Source organism: Rothia sp. CCM 9418 (assembly GCF_048512825.1).
Taxonomy (GTDB): Bacteria; Actinomycetota; Actinomycetes; order Actinomycetales; family Micrococcaceae; genus Rothia.
The window spans coordinates 49852-69003 of record NZ_JBLXXX010000003.1 but is presented as its reverse complement, the minus strand read 5'-3'; the positions used below and the strand labels follow the sequence as shown (position 1 = coordinate 69003).

Annotated in this window: 15 protein-coding genes; 3 read left to right on the top strand and 12 right to left on the bottom strand. The window is 46.5% G+C overall.

Translation table 11 applies throughout. From position 1 onward, the window contains the following. Positions 1 to 16: 16 nt before the first annotated feature. Positions 17 to 1108 carry a Rieske 2Fe-2S domain-containing protein gene (locus tag ACN083_RS04875; protein ID WP_419101711.1) on the top strand — a complete coding sequence of 364 codons (1092 nt, stop codon included), beginning with the start codon at positions 17 to 19 and terminating at the stop codon, positions 1106 to 1108. 2 nt (positions 1109 to 1110) lie between these two features. Beyond that, positions 1111 to 2772: a cytochrome b gene (locus tag ACN083_RS04870; RefSeq protein ID WP_419101710.1), complete on the top strand. Its 1662-nt coding sequence runs from the start codon at positions 1111 to 1113 to the stop codon at positions 2770 to 2772. 1616 nt (positions 2773 to 4388) lie between these two features. Here the strand turns inward: ACN083_RS04870 and ACN083_RS04865 are convergent. The 5 genes from ACN083_RS04865 to ACN083_RS04845 all read right to left on the bottom strand — a co-directional run bounded on the left by ACN083_RS04865 (position 4389) and on the right by ACN083_RS04845 (position 9534). Then, positions 4389 to 4790, bottom strand: a complete 402-nt coding sequence (locus ACN083_RS04865; RefSeq protein WP_419101709.1) for a cytochrome c oxidase subunit 4 — start codon at positions 4788 to 4790, stop codon at positions 4389 to 4391. Between the two features lie 2 nt (positions 4791 to 4792). Further along, a complete protein-coding gene (gene ctaD, locus ACN083_RS04860; protein WP_419101708.1) occupies positions 4793 to 6502 on the bottom strand; it encodes a cytochrome c oxidase subunit I in 1710 nt (569 codons plus the stop codon). A 10-nt stretch (positions 6503 to 6512) separates the two neighbouring features. After that, the gene (gene coxB, locus ACN083_RS04855) at positions 6513 to 7385 is read right to left on the bottom strand and encodes a cytochrome c oxidase subunit II (protein ID WP_419101707.1); all 873 of its coding nucleotides are present in this window, start codon (positions 7383 to 7385) and stop codon (positions 6513 to 6515) included. 249 nt (positions 7386 to 7634) lie between these two features. After that, positions 7635 to 7991 (bottom strand): HesB/IscA family protein, encoded by a 357-nt coding sequence (locus ACN083_RS04850; protein ID WP_419101706.1) that lies wholly within the window; start codon positions 7989 to 7991, stop codon positions 7635 to 7637. Positions 7992 to 8139: 148 nt separating this feature from the next. Continuing rightward, a complete protein-coding gene (locus ACN083_RS04845) occupies positions 8140 to 9534 on the bottom strand; it encodes a dipeptidase (protein WP_419101705.1) in 1395 nt (464 codons plus the stop codon). Positions 9535 to 9591: 57 nt separating this feature from the next. Between ACN083_RS04845 and ACN083_RS04840 the strand changes: the two genes are divergently transcribed. Further along, positions 9592 to 10194: a DUF3043 domain-containing protein gene (locus ACN083_RS04840; protein ID WP_419101704.1), complete on the top strand. Its 603-nt coding sequence runs from the start codon at positions 9592 to 9594 to the stop codon at positions 10192 to 10194. A gap of 66 nt (positions 10195 to 10260) precedes the next feature. Here ACN083_RS04840 and ACN083_RS04835 read toward each other — a convergent pair whose 3' ends face one another. From ACN083_RS04835 to ACN083_RS04805, 7 genes are all read right to left on the bottom strand, one after another. Next, entirely contained in the window at positions 10261 to 11343 is a 1083-nt protein-coding gene (locus ACN083_RS04835; protein WP_419101703.1) for a quinone-dependent dihydroorotate dehydrogenase, read from the bottom strand. 64 nt (positions 11344 to 11407) lie between these two features. Beyond that, positions 11408 to 12184, bottom strand: a complete 777-nt coding sequence (locus ACN083_RS04830; RefSeq protein WP_419101702.1) for an isoprenyl transferase — start codon at positions 12182 to 12184, stop codon at positions 11408 to 11410. Positions 12185 to 12186: 2 nt separating this feature from the next. Next, positions 12187 to 12963, bottom strand: a complete 777-nt coding sequence (gene recO, locus ACN083_RS04825; RefSeq protein ID WP_419101701.1) for a DNA repair protein RecO — start codon at positions 12961 to 12963, stop codon at positions 12187 to 12189. A gap of 89 nt (positions 12964 to 13052) precedes the next feature. Then, the gene (leuA, locus tag ACN083_RS04820; protein ID WP_419101700.1) at positions 13053 to 14792 is read right to left on the bottom strand and encodes a 2-isopropylmalate synthase; all 1740 of its coding nucleotides are present in this window, start codon (positions 14790 to 14792) and stop codon (positions 13053 to 13055) included. 254 nt (positions 14793 to 15046) lie between these two features. After that, positions 15047 to 16543 (bottom strand): LCP family protein, encoded by a 1497-nt coding sequence (locus tag ACN083_RS04815; RefSeq protein ID WP_419101699.1) that lies wholly within the window; start codon positions 16541 to 16543, stop codon positions 15047 to 15049. A gap of 103 nt (positions 16544 to 16646) precedes the next feature. Further along, on the bottom strand, positions 16647 to 17759 hold the full coding sequence (locus ACN083_RS04810) for a GTPase Era (protein WP_419101698.1): 1113 nt from the start codon (positions 17757 to 17759) through the stop codon (positions 16647 to 16649). A 67-nt stretch (positions 17760 to 17826) separates the two neighbouring features. Further along, entirely contained in the window at positions 17827 to 19152 is a 1326-nt protein-coding gene (locus ACN083_RS04805; RefSeq protein ID WP_419101697.1) for a hemolysin family protein, read from the bottom strand.

Here is a 19152-nt window from a genome sequence, read left to right as displayed (position 1 = left end):
AGATTTGAGGCAACACATGGGTAACCATAGTGACGGTGTACAGGAACATTCCTCAGCCGTAGTTACCTCTCACGAGGAAAGTAAGGAGAAGTTCAGTGATCCTGGACTGCCTCCGCACGCTCCGCGCCTGACCGACGTGGACCCCAAAAAAGCTAAAGCCGCAGAACGCCAGGTTATTGCTCTGTTCATCATTTCGATGCTCGGATCAGTACTCTTCTGGTTTGCGTACTTTGGTGTTCGTATCGGCGGAGACTACTACGACGTATTGAACCCAGCCGCGACAGACCAGCTACGTCTGCAAAATCTGTTGCTCGGCTTGGGCATTGCGTTTGCAATGTTTGGTATCGGTATCGGTATCGTCCATTGGGCACGTACCTTGATGCCTGATCACGAAATGATGGAAGAGCGTCACGCCGTTCGTACCGAAGAAGATCGTGCAAAAGCTCAAGAAATCATCGAAACTGTTATCGAAGAATCCGGCATTAAGCGTCGTCCACTGCTTCGTAACACTCTCATCGGCTCTATGATTCTTGCTCCACTAACCTTCGTCACCTTCCTTCGTGACCTAGGCCCAGCAGATCCAGCTGTCCTCAAATATACTCTCTGGGATAAGGGTGTCCGTCTTGTACGTGACCCTTCTGGAACACCTATTAAGGCATCCGACGTTACTATCGGCTCTGCATACCACGTGCTTCCAGAAACTCTGGTTTCCGTATCTCACGAAAATGGATACCTCGAAGAGAAAGCAAAAGCAGTTGTTCTGCTTATGCGTCTTGACCCAGCTGAGCTGAAAGTCTCTAAGGGCCGTGAAGACTGGAACGTTGACGGCATTATCGCTTACTCCAAAGTGTGCACCCACGTAGGTTGCCCTATCGCTCTTTACGAACAGCGTACGCACCACCTTTTGTGCCCTTGCCACCAGTCCACCTTTGACGCTGCTGACGAGTGTAAGGTTGTGTTTGGCCCAGCCGGTCACGCACTACCCCAGCTTCCTATTACCGTAGATGATGAAGGCTACCTCGTAGCCCGTAGCGACTTCAAAGAGCCTGTTGGTCCCGCTTATTGGGAACGTGCACAACACGTTAAAGAGATGGCAGGTGAACAATAAAAATGTCACATACTACTCAGACTGAATACACTCCAAAAACTTCAACCGGTCGTATCGCGAACTTTGTGGACTCCCGTGTTGGACTCTCTGGAATTGTTAAAGAGTTTGGTCGCAAAATATTTCCCGACCACTGGTCCTTCATGTTCGGTGAGGTTGCTCTTTATAGCCTCGTAATCCTCATCCTCTCCGGAACGTTCTTGACGTTCTGGTTCAACCCTTCAACAGCTTCAGTAGCCTATGATGGCTCCTACCTGCCGATGAAGGGCACTGAAATGTCAGTAGCCTTCGAGTCTGCACTCCATATCTCCTTTGATATTCGTGGTGGTCTTCTGATTCGTCAGATTCACCACTGGGCAGCGTTGATGTTCATGCTCGCTATCTGCATCCACATGCTTCGCGTATTCTTTACCGGTGCTTTCCGCAGACCACGCGAGCTGAACTGGGTTGTTGGCTGTGTTCTCTTCATCCTCGGCATTTTTGCTGGATTTACCGGATACTCCCTACCCGATGATGTTCTTTCTGGTAATGGTCTACGTATTGTCGATGGCATCATGATGGCGATTCCAGTTGTGGGAACTTATCTGTCTCTCTTCTTCTTCGGAGGAGAATTCCCTGGACATTACATCATCGGACGTCTCTACTCCTTGCACATTATGATCATCCCCGCGTTGATTCTTCTATGTGTAGCTATTCACCTGTTCATGGTTGTTGTTCACAAACACACCCAGTACCCTGGACCTGGACGTCGTGAAGATAACGTGGTGGGCTTCCCTGTTGGCCCAGTTTACGCTGCCAAAGCTGGCGGTTTCTTCTTCATCGTCTTCGGAATCATCGCGTTTTTGGCGGCGACTTTCACCATCAACGCTATTTGGAACTACGGACCTTACGATCCCTCCCCTGTTCAGGCAGGTACTCAGCCTGACTGGTACGTTGGTTTTGGCGATGGTGCATTACGTCTCTGGCCTGGCGTTTGGCCATTCCATTGGGAATTTGAATTCCTCGGTGGCACTTGGGTCCTGAACGTTCTTCTCCCTTTTGCCATGGCTGGCGTTATCATCATGTTCATGTTCGGATGGCCGTGGATTGAACGTTGGGTTACTAAAGACGATAAGGAACACCATATTCTTGATCGTCCTCGTAATGCTCCTTTCCGTACTGGAGCTGGTGTTGCTGGCGTTATCGGATATAGTGTTTTGATGATTGCAGCGTCTTCTGACCTCATCGCAACTCACTTCCATGTATCTTTGAACGACGTTGCTTATTGGCTACGAGTCCTATTCTTCATTGGTCCAGTCATTGGTTATATGATTACTTATCGTCTGTGCTTATCGCTTCAGCGTAAAGACCGAGAACTTGTCTTGCACGGTATTGAAACTGGTCGCGTTGTACAGCTTCCTCACGGTGAATTTATTGAGGTACATAAACCACTAGATGAGTTCCGCCGTTACAAACTGGTTGCCTTTGAAAACCATGAAGTTATTCCTGCCCAACCTAACAAGAAGGGTAAGATTTCTTTGATAGAAAAGACTCGTGGCAAACTATCTCAGCTATGGTTTGAAGATAGAGTTGCTCCGGTAACTCCTGTTGAGCTTGAAGCAGCACACCATGATTACGGTCATGATGAGCTGGATTCTCATTCATCAGGTGGAGCTCTCGAGAAGTAAAACATACTTCTTCTTCATAAGGGGTGGCACTGGCTAAAATAGCCAGTGCCACCCCTTATGTTTTATACAGACCGTTATGAATTTCACCGTGAGGCCTCACAATAGCTAGAAGAAGTATCACCAAAACATCAGCCCGAGCCCACTCCATCTCTTCAACACACCGCGTACGCTTCATCTTCGCAACCTGTTCCCACTCAGCAGCCCTCTGCTGTCACTTCCCCACCTCAGCTACCGGTTCCGGCGAACAACGCCCTGTAATCCGCCGTTACCCTTGTCTGAGGTTGCCGGAATTATCTAGAGTGTTTGTGAGAAGTTCATGCGTGAGAAGTACACCTCCGAAACAGGCTCACAGAGCTAGGAGCCTATGACTGAGCAACTGCGTGAGTTTCATGGCTGAGATTGGGCGTAAGGGCGGGAGGCCGAAGAACAGAAGCCCAGTGCGCGGCCTTAGCGAAAGGCTCACGCGCTGGGAAGGGCGTGAAGAATGCCTTAGCCGATCGGCCGCAGAGCGCAGATTCAGGCTTTGAAAGAGGACGGGTATAAGCAATGCGAAGTTGCCGAAAAATGGGTTTAGGTATTGCCACAATCAAATGTGCGGGGAACTGAGCTGAAAGGTATTATTCCTAGCTTAGTCAGGGTATGACCGCTTTATTCCCTTTCCCCACCTTGTCCCTCACTCCTTCAACGTTCCTACCGCCTGGGCAATCGAGGTTCTTGGATGCTCCTCACGGTACCTCCTAATTTCCTTAGCAGACGGGTATGGTTGATTCTTTTCCTTCCTCCGAGGAATTTTCTCAAAACTGCCGTCTGAGGCAATAACAAAGACAGCTAGAGCCACAAGCATTAAAGCTGCTAGATGCTGCTGAAGTACAAGGTTCACACCTGCTCCAAGAAGTACTATCGAGAGGAAGCTTGTTCTTCTTCAATTGTTCGTTCTTCCTTTCGCACCAGAGCATCTTCACTCTAGTGATTGGCGACATTTAAACCCCATCACACACTTTATACAAGTCAACTTACTACATCGCAAACTGATAAAGGAAACAACAAACTCCCTAGTCAGCAAGCTCTCAAAAAACTTACGTAACATTCTTACTGTCGGGGTGCTAAGTGACAACACCACCGAGCCTTGACGGAGCAGTACTTAGCCCAACCAACACCTATACACCCCTAGAAATACCGAACCACCACCCAAAACCTCAGCGCCCCACCAAAATGAAAACCCAATTTACTTACACACGTCTGGCACTGAGGTACAACCCGTAAAGAATCTTCCCCCTGACTTACAGCAGACCTCAAAACCGTCAATACAAAGCATGGGCGAAAACACAAAATACTGCCCCGTGTGCTCTAAAAACCTCAGCAAAAGCCAATACTCTATACCTTTATTGCTCAGGCTTATACAAAACCAAAGCCTCGATAAGCGTGATACTCAAGCGACCAGTCTATAAGCACCAATTCAGATTCTTAGAACCTCTTAGCGTAAATGGTGTGCTTTAGTCGAAGATGTTTTGTACTCAACTCCATGTTCTTCTCATAATGGAGGACATAAAAAATGGTGTTCTAGGTTCATAATGAACCTAGAACACCATTGACAATGATGTCTATAGCCAGCTCTATTAGTGAGCGTGATCTCCACGGTTATATTCGTAGACCCAACCGACACAAGCTAGAACCGATAGCGGAAGCGCAATGCCTACAATCCACCAGCCCAAAGCTAAGCCAATCACTAATAGTGCGCAGACTGCCGCAATCACAATAGGCCACCATGACCAAGGAGAATAGAAGCCATAGTCTCCTGCAGCTTCAATAATTTCTCCATCTTCGTTGTCATTAGGCTGATCCGGATGCAATTTATCGGTGTAGAACAAGAACCCCGATAGGAACAAACACATAATGGCAGTAACCATAATTGCGGGGAAACCTGCTAAATCAGTGAACTTCGACATGAAACCGTAGACAAGTCCAACGGGGATGAGGAAGACTCCGATGATTCCAAAAAGCCAAGCAATACTCTTCATCGTTACTTCCTTTCTCCACTTGCCACAGCCTGACGAGCAGCCATCGCAACATCAACGTTAGTTGAGAGCTCTGGGTGATGCAGGTCAAGAGCTGGACGTTCAGAACGGATACGTGGCAAAGCGGTGAAGTTGTGACGAGGAGGTGGGCAAGATGTCGCCCATTCCAAGGACGCACCGAAGCCCCATGGGTCATCAACTTCAACCTTGGTTCCATAGCGTGCTGTGATGTAAACATTCCAGAAGAACGGAATCATCGATACTGCAAGAATCATGGAACCAATAGTGGAGAACTGATTCATCCACGTAAAACCATCTTCAGGCATGTAGTCTGCATAACGACGAGGCATACCTACGACACCTAACCAATGCTGGATAAGGAAGGTCATATGGAAACCTGTAAATAGGAGCCAGAAATGAATTTTACCTAGACGCTCGTTGAGCATTTTTCCAGTCCACTTAGGCCACCAGAAATAGAAGCCTGCGAACATGGAGAATACTACTGTACCGAAGATAACGTAGTGGAAGTGTGCTACCACAAAGTAGGTATCTGATACGTGGAAGTCTAGTGGAGGTGTTGCCAAAATAATACCGGTCAAACCGCCGAAAAGGAATGTTACCAAGAACCCGAGAACCCAAATAATGGGTGTCTCAAAGGTAATTGATCCTCGCCACATGGTGCCAATCCAGTTGAAGAACTTCATACCGGTGGGAACACCAATCATCATGGTCATGAAGGAGAAGAACGGCAACATTACTGCACCTGTAACGTACATATGGTGTGCCCACACCGTTACAGAGAGAGCAGCAATCGAAATCGTTGCAAAGACTAGACCTTTATAACCAAAAATAGGTTTACGGGAGAATACCGGAATAATCTCAGAAACAATACCGAAGAATGGGAGTGCTAGAACATATACCTCGGGGTGTCCGAAGAACCAGAAGAGGTGTTGCCACAGAATAGCGCCACCATTTTCAGGGTCAAAGATATGCCCGCCAAGACGACGATCCATTCCCAGCGCAAAAAGAGCAGATGCTAGAGGGGGGAAGATCATAATGATCAAGATGGAGGTGATAAGTGTCGTCCATGTGAAAACGGACATACGCCACATCGTCATACCCGGAGCGCGCATGCACAAGATAGTGGTAATGAAGTTGACTCCACCCATGATAGTTCCAAAACCCTGAAGGGCAAGACCGAAGACCCAAAGGTCTCCACCAATGCTTGGCGAATAGGTTGTGCTATTCAACGGTGCGTATGCGAACCAACCGAAGGAAGCCGCACCTTGAGGAGTGATAAACCCAGCAATGGCAACAAGAGAACCAAAGAGGAAGAACCAGAATGCTAATGCGTTTAGTCGTGGGAACGCAACGTCTGGAGCACCAATTTGCAAGGGAATAAGGATGTTTGCAAAACCGGTAAATGCAGGGGTACCAAACATGAGAAGCATGAGGGTTCCGTGCATAGTGAACAGCTGGTTGAACTGTTCTTTAGTTTGCAAGAATTGCATACCAGGTTCAAAAAGCTCAATACGCATGAGTAGAGCCATGATACCTGCAATGCAGAAGAAGATGAATGATGCTATAAGGTACATGTACCCAATAGTTTTGTGGTCAGTGGAAGTTATCCAATTGACGAAAATTCGCCCTTTAGATTTAGGTACCACGCGGGGGGCAACCTGACCCCCATCCGCTGAGTATTCCAAGCTAGTCACGGGTCACCTCTTAGTTTCGGATGTTTTGATTAGGATTACGGTTGTATTCATCACCGAGAATACCCTGAGTTTCAGGGTTTGAAGCCAATTTCTTCATATAAGCTTCGTATTCTTCAGGAGAAACAACCTTGACGTTGAAGAGCATTTCCGAATGGTATTCGCCGCAAAGCTCTGCACACTTACCAGCATATGTAGCTTCTTCAGCACCAGTGGTGAAGTACATGTGGTTGGTCATACCAGGAACGGTGTCTCGTTTTTCCAAGAAAGCAGGAACCCAGAATGAGTGAATAACATCGCGGGTTTTAAGAACGAGATCAACAGTTGAATTCGTTGGCAAATATAGAGTTGGAAGAGTCTCTTCGACTCCTTCGGAACCGTCAACGTTCAAATGTGCTTGAACACCTGAAGTGTGCACATTGGAATCTAGGTAGTTGAAGTCCCAAGCCCACTGCTTGCCATACACTTCAATGGTGACGTCAGGGTTATCAGATTTTGGTGCAGTGATTTGACGTTCAGCAGTATCAGAGAACGTAAACAAGCTGACAATCATGATAACCGGAATAATGGTGTAGAAGATCTCCAGAGGAGCGTGGTAGCTCAGCTGGCGTGGATAACCGGTTTCATTTTTGCGTCGACGGTAGGCAATAATGCACCAAAGCATTAGTCCCCATGTAATCAACCCAACAACGATGGCAGCAGCCCAAGATCCAATCCATAGATCCATGATGGTGTCTGCGTTATCGGTAACTCCACGCTTCGTGGGCAACCAACCCACCTCTGCCTGATCTGAACAACCTGTCATCAGCAATACAGAAGCTGAGGCAATGGCGCTAGTAGCCAGTGCCTTGAGCTTAATACTGCCGGTTCGATGCTGCGAACTCACAGACGGCCCTTCCTTTTAGCGGTGTGCGTGCTATCTAAGACGAAAACTGTGTGTGGACAGAAAACGCCTCTAAAAATTCTTTCAGTATGAGCTTACCTTGATTCTGCTCATTCTGCTGACACTGTGTCACTGAACTTGTCGCTATTTCTTAACTATTTCGGTATTTTTACTCTTTTAAGAGGGATATCGGGGTTGTTAGTAGATCTTATTAACCTCAATATCCCTCTCAAAACTTTGTCATCACGACTCTTAGTGGAAAGAATCTCCACAAGCACAAGAACCTTGTGCATTGGGGTTGTCGATAGAAAATCCCTGTTTTTCAATGGTGTCTTCAAAATCAATGGTTGATCCATCGAGATAAGGAACACTCATTCGGTCAACAATGACTTCTACCCCATCGAAAGAACGGATTGCGTCTCCATCGAGGACTCTTTCGTCGAAGTACAACTGATAAATTAGCCCTGAACAACCTCCTGGCTGAACAGCGACACGTAGACGCAAATCTGTTCGGCCCTCTTGTTCTAGTAGGGCGCGTACCTTCTGTGCCGCAACGTCAGTCAGATTGACTCCGTGTGTGGGAGTGTCGGTGGTTACTGTTTCGGTCATTACCAATTCCTTCTCTTAGTGGATTAGCTTGCATAAAGCAGACTAAAGGTATGTGCTACTCAATATCCTAGAACATAAATACTCTTATCAGTATTCCTTGAAGCTCTAACGTGTTGAGAGACATTGTTCGTTGAAGAAAACGAAAGCACTATTGGCTCAGGTGGCTAATCATCAAAGCCTCAGCCAAAATAGCGCGCTCAAAATCAGGAAGATATAGAGACTCGTTTGCGCTATGAGCGCGAGTATCTGGATCTTCAATTCCGGTAATCAGAATATGAGCCTCAGGGAAGACCTCTTTGAGGTCTGCAATAAACGGGATAGATCCGCCCATGCCTGTTTGTACGGGCTCAACATCCCAAGCGGTGTGCATTGCGGCTAAAGCAAGCTCAACGCTGTCTTCTGTTGGGTCTGCGCTGAAAGGCTGTCCACTATCTGATGCCGTATATCGAACTTCTGCACCCCACGGAACATGCTTAAGTAAGTGCTCTTCAAGTTTCTGGTGCGCTTCTTGAGGGTTTTGTCCCGGTGCGAGTCTCATGCTTAACATTGCTCGAGAACTTGCTGCAATAGTATTTGAAGACTCAGCTACTGATGGAATATCCATTCCAATAATAGAGATAGCTGGTTGTGCCCATAGGCGCGAGGTGATGCTTCCTTCTCCTGCAAGAGTTACTGAATCAAGGATTCCTGAGTCTTGACGGAAGTCTGCTTCTGGGTATTCAACCTCAGGTTCAGGTGCATAAGTTAAACCTTCAACTGCTACTGAACCTTTAGCGTCGTGTAATGTGCTCAACAAGCGAACTAAAACAGTATGAGCATCCAACATTGGGCCACCAAACATACCAGAATGAACAGCATGATCACCCACCCGAACTTCCACTGCTCCACTGGCAACACCACGTAAGCCCGTCGTTAAAGCAGGAACACCCGCACGCCAATTCGCCGAGTCAGCAACCACAATCACATCGCTAGCCAACTTCTCACGATACTTCTGAATAAACGACGTAAAACTCGGCGAACCAGCTTCTTCCTCTCCCTCAATAAAAAGAGTTACTCCAGCTAAAAATTGTTCACCAAGTACCTCGCTCACAGCACGAAACGCAGACAAGTGAGCCATAATGCCAGCTTTATCGTCAGCTGCCCCGCGACCATACAACCGGTCACCTTTGCGAGTAGCCACAAAAGGCTCAGTATCCCAAAGTGCGCAATCACCAACCGGCTGAACATCGTGATGGGCATAAAGCAAAATGGTGGGATACCCTTCAGCAGCAGGCTTCGTTGCAACAACAGCAGGCATACCCTCTTTTTGATCAGGCCCATACGAGGCGCTAAGAATCTCTACCTCTGGAAAACCAGCAGCTAAAGCTAACTCCTTGACCTTCTGAGCGCTACGAGTAACCTCAGAAAGATCAAAACTTTCCCACGCAATAGATGGGATAGCAACAAGATCTGTCAACTCTTGAAGAGTCTGCTCAAAATCCTGACCAATCTTCTCTTGAAGAGCCTGACGATACGGAAAACTAAACTTTGATTCAATACTCATAGATATAACATTACGCGGTTATGAGCGTTCTTGCAGATTCTCCGATATTCTTAGAGAGTGTTTGGACGTAAAAAGAAATCTAGTGAACAAGAGCCCCTGGTAGAAGAAACCACGGTAGCTCCCAATGAAGACCCCCAAAACCCGCATTACACTGCACCCAAAGGGCGACCAACCCCTTCTCGAAAAGAACGAGAAGCAGCACGGAAAAAACCTCTCATACCGGCTGATAGAAAAGCCGCGAAACAAGCAGAGCGAGAAGCCATCCGTGAACAACGCCTACGCGAAAACAGAGCAATGCACACCGGCGAAGAACGGTATCTACCGGCACGAGATAAAGGACCTCAACGTCGCTATATTCGTGACTATGTAGACGCCCGATTCAACATTGGTGACTTCATGATTCTTGCTGTCATCTTTATCTTCGTTCTGGGACTATTTACCCCTCAACTACGCTTCATCTCCACTGCTCTTATGTGGCTATTCATCCTCATCTGGGCACTCGACAGCTGGATGATGTGGCGTAAATTGAAGAAGAAACTCCTCGAAAAATTTTCAGACATCGAACCAGGAAGCGCATTCTATGCGGTCAATCGTGTCTTAATGATTCGACGCTTCCGCCTACCGAAACCACAGGTTAAACGCGGAGAATACCCACGATAAAAAACCTATAAAAATGCTCCGTGTTCGTTTACTAGAAAGTAAACGAACACGGAGCATTTTTATATATTAAGAGCGTAAAGCCAATAAATCCTTATTAATGCGGTGAGCCCACAACGGCCCCTCATACAAGAACGCAGTGTACCCCTGAACTAAATCAGCTCCAGCATCCAAACGTTCCTGAACGTCCTGAGCATCAGTAACTCCGCCCACTGCAATAATCGACAAACGCTCACCCACATATTCTTTGAGCAAACGAATAACCTCTAACGACCGAGACCTAAGAGGCCTGCCCGAAAGACCTCCCTCACCACAAGCTGCAACTTCTTCTGCAGAAGAAACCAAGCCTAGATTCTCTCGAGCGATAGTCGTATTTGTCGCGATAATTCCGTCGAGCCCTAAATCAACAGCTAACTGTGCAATATCTTTAATATCTTCATCCGCAAGATCCGGAGCAATCTTCACCGCCAAGGGAACTCGACGAGAAGAGACAACCCTATCAGCCTCAGCCCGAACAACTTCAAGTAACGGACGTAAAGATTCCACTGACTGCAAAGAACGCAACCCCGGAGTATTCGGAGAGCTAACATTGACAACTAAATAATCAGCCTGTGGCGCCAACGTACGCGTACTAATCTTATAATCTTCTAAAGCGTCTTCCAAAGGTACAACTTTTGTCTTCCCGATATTGACCCCCACAATAGGCCGCACCTGCTGAGAATCATATTCAGCATCAATATCAGCTCTTGCACTAGCAATACGCGGACCAACTGTCGCTGCACCATCATTATTAAATCCCATGCGATTAACCACCGCATAATCTTTGACTAAACGGAAAAGACGTTTGGGCGGATTGCCCGGTTGAGCATGCGCCGTAACAGTACCAACTTCAACATGCCCAAAACCTAAATCAGTTAAAGCGTTAATAGCTCGAGCCTCTTTATCAAAACCAGCAGCCAAACCAAAAGGAGACGGAAAATCTAATCCCATGACGGTGGTCTTAAGCTGCGGATGAGGCCACAAAAAACGACGACCCAAACGAGTCACCCCAGAAGCCCTGAGGAATCGGATACCCCAATAACCCACCCTATGGGCTTTCTCCGCGTCCATAGGGACAAAAATAACTTTGAATAAGGCAGGATAAATCCTCATAACAACCTCTTTACCATCAGCAATACAACGCTACAACAATTCTAACGTTTCAAAAAATTTAAGACTAACGCCCCGCAACCTGATCTACCGCACCACCATAACGACGATCACGGCGAGCATACTGCTCAACAGCATCCCACAGCACCAAACGGTCGACATCTGGCCACAACACATCAAGAAACACCAGCTCTGCATAAGCACTTTGCCACAACAAGAAATTTGAAGTACGTAACTCCCCCGAAGACCGAAGAAACAAATCAACATCAGGTACTTCTGGATGATACAAATACCGCGCTAACATCTTCTCATTCACAGACTGCGGTTTAACCACCCCTGCAGCAACATCTTGAGCAAGAGCTTGAGCAGCGTCTGCAATCTCAGCACGCCCACCATAGTTGACACACATAACTAACGTGCATACCGTATTATTTTTTGTCTGCTCCTGACAATATTCCAGCTGACGGATAACAGATTTCCAAAGCTTTGGCTTACGTCCTGACCACAGAACCCTAACACCCCATGACTGCAAAGTATCTAACTGACGAGTCAAAACTTCCGTCACAAAACGCATAATAAAACTGACTTCATCAATACTGCGACGCCAATTCTCTGTAGAAAAAGCATAAGCGGAAACGTACGGAATGCCCATCTCAATAGCACCAGCAACCACATCAACAAGAGAATGCTCCCCCGCTTTATGGCCCTCATTACGAGGCAAACCGCGTTGATTAGCCCAACGCCCATTACCGTCCATCACCACCGCAACATGACGCGGAACAAACTGACTCGGAATCTTCGGGGCAACAGCCCCAGAAGGGTGCGGATCAGGAAAAACAGGCATAACTACATATCCTTTTTCAACAGGGAGAACGATTTAAGAGGTTTCTCTAAATGCCATTGTACGTACCCAGAGACAAAAGAGAAGGCAGCTCGAGATAACAACTCCGTATCTAACTGAGCCAATCTCCCCCATTGAGAATGACTAACAAGTATCAAATACTGACGAACATCCTCTGACATCACAAAAACTTTAGAATGAACAATAGAACGACTACACACGTTACATACAGCACCATATTCTGATGCAAACCGCCACGGACCCTCACAACCATCACAAATAGCACAAGAATCTAGTGAGAAACCCCAGCCAGCATACCCTAATGCACGGAGCACATAAGAATTAAGAACATCATAAGGACGAAGACGCTCTTGAGCTAAAGCAGACAAAGCACCAGCTAAAAGAAGAAAATGAGACTCAACAACCTCACCTTCAAAAGAGGTTAACGCCTCAGCAACCTCGCTCAAAGCAGAAGCAACAATATAGGAAGAATAATTACCCATAATTGCACCTGTGTAAGCACGCCGAGTCTGAACCTGCGTCACCGTCGCTAAATTTTTACCTGACCGTAAAGACACATCAACGTACATAAACGGCTCAAGCCGACCACCAAAAGCAGAACGTCCTTTACGCACACCACGAGCCACCGCATGAACCACACCATGAGAACGGGTCAAGAGAATGATAATACGGTCGCTCTCCCCCAAAACTTGGGTCCTCAATACTAATGCCTGATCCGTATACGAACGCGACGTTGAAGCTACCGTACTCACAACAGCCATTATCTCATATCCCCGAAAGAAGAACAGAAAACCGGCACAAGAACTCTTCAAGCTCCTACGCCGGTTTCCCTAGCAATATCAGAAAAATTTTAGCCTTCTTCACGTAAAGCACGGTTCACCGCAGAAGTAAGAGCCTTTAACGAAGACCACGTCGTTGACGAGTCAATACCGATACCCCATAACACACGATTGCCAACAGCTGCCTCAATATAGCTAGCAGCCTGAGCCTCTGACGTTGAAGATAACGTATGCTCAGAATAATCAAGCACCCTCAAATCAACACCTTCAGACTGGAAAATAGACTGCATCGCATGAATGGGTCCGTTACCCGTACCAACTCGTTCAAAACGGCGACCAGCAACATTCAACCCCACACGCAAGGTCGTCACACCACCGGCTTGAGACTCTACAACCATGGAATCCAAATAGAACCTTCCCCAACGCTGAGCGACATCATGATGAGGTAAATACTCATCATTAAAAATCCTCCAAAGATTCTCAGACGTAACTTCGCCACCCTCAGCATCTGTCTGAGCCTGAACAATCGACGAAAACTCAATCTGCGCACGGCGAGGTAAGTCTAAACCAAAATCTTTCTTCATAAGATAAGCGACCCCACCCTTACCAGACTGAGAATTTACACGAATAACAGCCTCATAACTACGGCCAACATCTCGCGGATCAATCGGAAGATACGGAACCTCCCACACCAAATCGTCAATGCTCTTTCCTTGTTGCTGAGCAGCCTTCTCCATTGCTTCAAAACCCTTTTTAATAGCGTCCTGATGAGAACCAGAAAAAGCCGTGAAAACGAGGTCTCCACCGTATGGAGAACGCTCATGTACCGGAAGCTGATTACAATACTCAACGGTACGACGAACCTCATCAATTTGAGAAAAATCAATCTTAGGGTCAATTCCTTGCGTAAACAGGTTTAACCCTAAAGTAACTAAATCGACGTTACCAGTGCGCTCGCCATTACCAAACAAACATCCCTCAATACGATCTGCTCCGGCAAGATACCCAAGTTCTGCTGCAGCAACTCCTGTTCCTCGATCATTATGAGGGTGCAAAGACAAAATGACGTGTTCTCGATGTTCAAGATGTCGACTCATCCACTCAACAGAGTCAGCATATACATTCGGAGTTGCCATCTCCACCGTTGCCGGAAGGTTAATAATCACTTCACGTCCGGGGCCGATGCCTAACTCGTTTGTTACCGCGTTGCAGACTCGTGCAGCATATTCTAATTCAGTTCCAGTAAAAGACTCTGGTGAATACTCATAGGTGATTTCTGTGCAAGAAGCGTATTGTTCCTCATATTTCATGCACAAGCGTGCACCGTTAAGGGCAATGTCTAAGATGCCGTCTTGATCTTGATTAAAAACAACCTTGCGCTGCAAAACAGAAGTAGAATTATAAAAATGAACAATGGCTCGTTGAGCCCCTGCAAGAGCCTCAAAAGTCCGTTCAATGAGATGCTCGCGGCACTGCACTAACACCTGAATCGTGACATCGTCAGGGATATGTCCACCCTCAATAAGAGTACGAACAAAATTAAAATCAGTTTGTGAAGCAGACGGAAACCCTACCTCAATTTCCTTATATCCCATCCTCACAAGTAGCTTAAACATTGCTAGTTTACGTTCGCTATCCATGGGATCGATAAGTGCCTGATTACCATCTCGTAAATCGACAGCGCACCAACGTGGTGCCTGCGTCGCAACCTTATGTGGCCACGTTCTATCAGGTAAGTCAACAGCAATCTTTTCAGAAAAAGGGCGGTACTTATGTACTGGCATAGGGGAAGATTTTTGAAAATTTTTCATGGTGTATGATGCCTTAGCTTGAAGAAAAAGAAAGATCGGAAACAAAACTCCGTAACGACTCTCCGAACTCGTCAATACTGAATTTTAGGGGTCGTTACGGCAACTAAGGAGAAAATAAGAAATATGTATCACCTCTTGAACGTACCACGAGAGTGAAATTCCTCAAGAAAACAACTCTCCCCCATTCCAATATATGAAAAGGGTGTGTAGCTTTATGACAAAGCTACACACCCCAATATTTTTAACGCTCAACCCTAATATTCATAGGATTGCTGGCACTTTACCTGATCAGCAGTTTGACCAGAAGCATCACCAGCAATAGACGTTTCTTTCTGCGAAAGAACATCCCCCGACGTGAAATCCTGACCAATCACTACAGTCACAGCATCATAAGAAGCCGATCCTTCAACCGCCGTAATACCGAGTTTTTGAGCAATCTGCTGAGCTTGTCCCGCGTAACCAGCTGGATAATATACCGCTGAAGCCGCGTATTCAGTATCAGAATGTTCTGCCGTAATATGTGAATATCCCAAGGAAGCGACCACTTTTTCAATATCCTGTTCACGATGTTCAGCGCCTGAAGCGTTAAGCACCGTAATCGGAACAGAATAATCTAAAGAGACCTGCTCCTCAGCTGCCTGCTCAGGTTCTTGAGTCTCTTCTGTTGGCGCTTGTTCCGGAGTAGGAGCAGGCTTATCCGTCAGTCCACGATCCTCGCGAAGACGTTCGAATAGGTCTTCTGAAGAAGGAGCCAATTGCAACTTATTTGCATCATAAAGATATGGCTCATGCGGAACTGTCGCAAAAACTACTTTGCTCAAATCTATGCCAGCAAACATGGTGCCAATATTGACAAGGGTTGCCGGATTCGTCAATCCTTTATCTACCGTGACGTTCTGGGTAATAGCCTCAGCAATATTAAATAACTGAGTAGGGTTCGTCAACGTTCCCTCTGATTTAACCTTACGTAGAAGAGACGCAAGAAAACTTTGTTGAGCAGCAATTCGACTGGTATCACTACCATCACTATAACCGTGACGAGAACGCAAAAATGCTAGAGCCTGTTCCCCCTCTACCGATGAAACGCCTGCAGGTAACTTCAAACCGCTGTAGGAATCATCGATAGCTTGGGTGACACATACCTGAACGCCACCAACAACATGAGAAAGAGCCTTGACCGCATTAAAATCGACAAGCATAAAATGGTCAATATTAATACCGGTCAAAGAACTAATGGTTGCTACCGTACAACCAGGACCACCGTGATTGAGCGATTCATTAATCTGCAGTCCAGAAGCTGCTGGATAGACCATTCCCGTGGTAGGGCTCGTGCATTTGGGGATGTCAACGATGAGATCTCGTGGAAAAGAAATAACCGAAACGTTTTGACGGTCTTGGCTGACCTGAACCAGCATCATCACATCTGAACGGGCCCCAGAATTAGCGTCTTCCAAACTACCGTAAGCAGCATTGTTGCCAGCTCGTGTATCTGAACCAATGACAAGAATATCTAAAGGTCCATCGCTGAGACGTCCATTAGCATATTCACCAATGTTCAGTGACGCTGTATGGACATTAGTACGCAGACGTAAAAGATTAACTCCTGCTACTGCCACCATAAAAAGAAACACTCCAACGCAGGACAAAGCAATCCATCGGTAAGGGCGGGAACGTACCGGCTCTTGACGCATGTGTCGCCCAAACCCTACAAGACGATTCGGGCCGGAAGAGTTCTGCTTCGGATGTGTCACTGATTCTCCCATCAGAAAATACTAAAAATAATGGTTTGGGTCATATCTATATACTCAATCATCGTTACCGTTGATAAATTTCATCAGCGGTCATCATGATTACTTAGAACCCTAGTCTTCCTAATGCACGCGGGTCACGTTGCCAATCTTTTGCAACCTTCACATGAATATCTAGATACACTTTAGTGCCTAATAATGCTTCAATATTTTTACGGGACTCTGCACCAATTTCTCGGAGTCGAGACCCTCCTTTGCCGATAATAATTGCTTTTTGAGAAGGGCGTTCAACGAAGAGATTGACATGAATATCAACCAATGGGTTATTTTCGGGACGACCCTCACGAGCCTGCATTTCTTCAACAGTAACTGCTACTGAGTGAGGCAGTTCATCTCGTACACCTTCAAGTGCAGCTTCACGGATGAGCTCAGCAACGAGGGTGACCTCTGGCTCATCCGTCAGTTCACCTTCCGGATATAACGGCGGGGAATCTGGTAAGAATGTTGAGAAAAGTTCAGCCAGCTGGTCAACCTGATAATCTTGAACAGCTGAAACAGGAATGATCGAAGCCCATCCGCCCTGACCATCAACAATAGGGGCATTAAGCTGAAAATCTTGCCCACGACGACGTGCTTTTTCCCGTTGTGCAGCAGGACCGCTATTCTTACGGAACGGAAGATCCTCAGTAGTGTTTTTCTTGTGGGTGGACTGTGTACGCCATTGAGCGCGTTGGGTGCGCTGGGCGCGCTCTGCGCTCATGACCTCTTCACCTAAGGCCTGAACCGCGAGTAGATGCTCGGCAAGCTCTGCCGAAGAAACTTTATCCGCCTTAGTCACAATAGCTACGATTGGTTTATGCCCTACAGCTGCAATTTGAGAAGCGATATAACGGTCGCCAGGGCCAATTTTTTCATCAGCAGGAATACAGAACCCAATAACATCAACTTCAGAAAGCGTCTGAGCAACCATATCGTTCAAACGCTCGCCTAAAAGAGTGCGGGGACGATGTAGCCCCGGTGTGTCAACGAGAATTAACTGAAAATTATCCTTATGAACTATTCCACGAATCGTGTGACGAGTCGTCTGCGGACGGTTCGACGTAATAGCAATTTTTTGGCCTACAAGCGCATTTGTCAACGTAGACTTACCAGCGTTTGGACGCCCAACAAGAACCGCGAAACCTGCAGAAAAATCTTCCGGAAAAGTGGAAAGCTCCACACAAACTCCCTTAATCAATGAATATAACTATTCTTTATACTCTACCGTGATAAAAGGCAAGCAGCACCTAACTACTCCTGTGCCCTCCCTCTAAATCTGCTTGAGAACTACTTGAAGCACTATCTGCTATCTCTTCTGCCTCTTTGTGATCGACAGACCATACCAATAGAGTGCCAATCTGATTACGGCGACCACGAACGCCAATAGCACGGATACCAATACCGCTGACCACAACACTGCTACCAATAATAGGAACCTTACCAAGATGCTTCGATAACAAACCTCCGGCAGTATCTACCTCTTCATCATCAAGTTCAATGTTGAAGAGCTCCCCTAGCTCTTCAACGCTAAGACGAGAGCTAATTTTGAACGTTCCATCTAATTCAGCTTTTACCTCGGGTGTTTCTTGGTCATATTCGTCAGAAATATCACCAACAAGCTCTTCAATCAGGTCCTCAAGAGTAACCAATCCAGCAGTACCACCATACTCATCAACAACGATAGCTACATGCGTAGATTCTCGTTGCATCTGACGTAACAAGTCCATGACTCGTTTAGATTCTGGCTCAAACCGAGCAGGACGTAAAAGTGAAGCAACCGTATGAGTAGAAGATTCGCCTTGCCCTGTTACCGCAGCCTCAACCACGTCTTTGAGATAAAGGAAACCTTGAATATCATCAAAATCTTCACCTAAAACAGGCATTCGAGAATATCCAGAACGCAAGAAAAGATTGATGGCATTTTCTAAAGTCTCATCAATATCCATGGTGACCATATCTGTGCGCGGGACCATCACCGAACGAATACGCGTCTCATCCAACTCAAAAATAGAGTGAACCATCTGTGCTTCTTCGTTTTCAATGGTTGATTGAGTACTAGCTCGATCAACGAACTTTTTCAACTCATCTTCGGTGAAATATCCTGCACGAGTTGGTTCATTCTCAGAATCTTTATGACGTTGAATCACCGAACCTGGTAAAGGCCCCAATACGAAACGTAAGAAATACACCACTGGATAAAAACGGCGAACATACAATTCAGGGTGTGTACGTCCTGACTTCTGTGGCGCCACGGTAAAGAAGAAATAACTGACCGCAGACATCACGAGACCTGTTAGTAGCGCACTAATCCATACAGTATTCCACAGTAATTGCAATACTGTAAATGCTGCTACTACCGCAAATGTTTCAAAAATGCCACGCCACAGTCGAACCGAAAAAATATAAGGATCAAGAAAATCAGCAATCGCAGCGAGTTTATTGGTTCCCCGCTCTTTACTGAGATGCTCCATCTCTGTTGAAGGAAGATACGTAAAAGCAGTTTCTACAGCGCGTAGCACATATGCACAGCCAATAAAAAATATCAGTAAAACAGGAAGAAGAAAGAAAGCCAT

Bases quoted from the DNA above. Each gene is read 5' to 3' on its own strand.
- ACN083_RS04875 (WP_419101711.1), top strand. From the start codon at position 17: ATGGGTAACCATAGTGACGGTGTACAGGAACATTCCTCAGCCGTAGTT.
- ACN083_RS04870 (WP_419101710.1), top strand. From the start codon at position 1,111: ATGTCACATACTACTCAGACTGAATACACTCCAAAAACTTCAACCGGT.
- ACN083_RS04865 (WP_419101709.1), bottom strand. From the start codon at position 4,790: ATGAAGAGTATTGCTTGGCTTTTTGGAATCATCGGAGTCTTCCTCATC.
- ACN083_RS04850 (WP_419101706.1), bottom strand. From the start codon at position 7,991: ATGACCGAAACAGTAACCACCGACACTCCCACACACGGAGTCAATCTG.
- ACN083_RS04845 (WP_419101705.1), bottom strand. From the start codon at position 9,534: ATGAGTATTGAATCAAAGTTTAGTTTTCCGTATCGTCAGGCTCTTCAA.
- ACN083_RS04835 (WP_419101703.1), bottom strand. From the start codon at position 11,343: ATGAGGATTTATCCTGCCTTATTCAAAGTTATTTTTGTCCCTATGGAC.
- ACN083_RS04830 (WP_419101702.1), bottom strand. From the start codon at position 12,184: ATGCCTGTTTTTCCTGATCCGCACCCTTCTGGGGCTGTTGCCCCGAAG.
- recO (WP_419101701.1), bottom strand. From the start codon at position 12,963: ATGGCTGTTGTGAGTACGGTAGCTTCAACGTCGCGTTCGTATACGGAT.
- leuA (WP_419101700.1), bottom strand. From the start codon at position 14,792: ATGAAAAATTTTCAAAAATCTTCCCCTATGCCAGTACATAAGTACCGC.
- ACN083_RS04805 (WP_419101697.1), bottom strand. From the start codon at position 19,152: ATGGCTTTCTTTCTTCTTCCTGTTTTACTGATATTTTTTATTGGCTGT.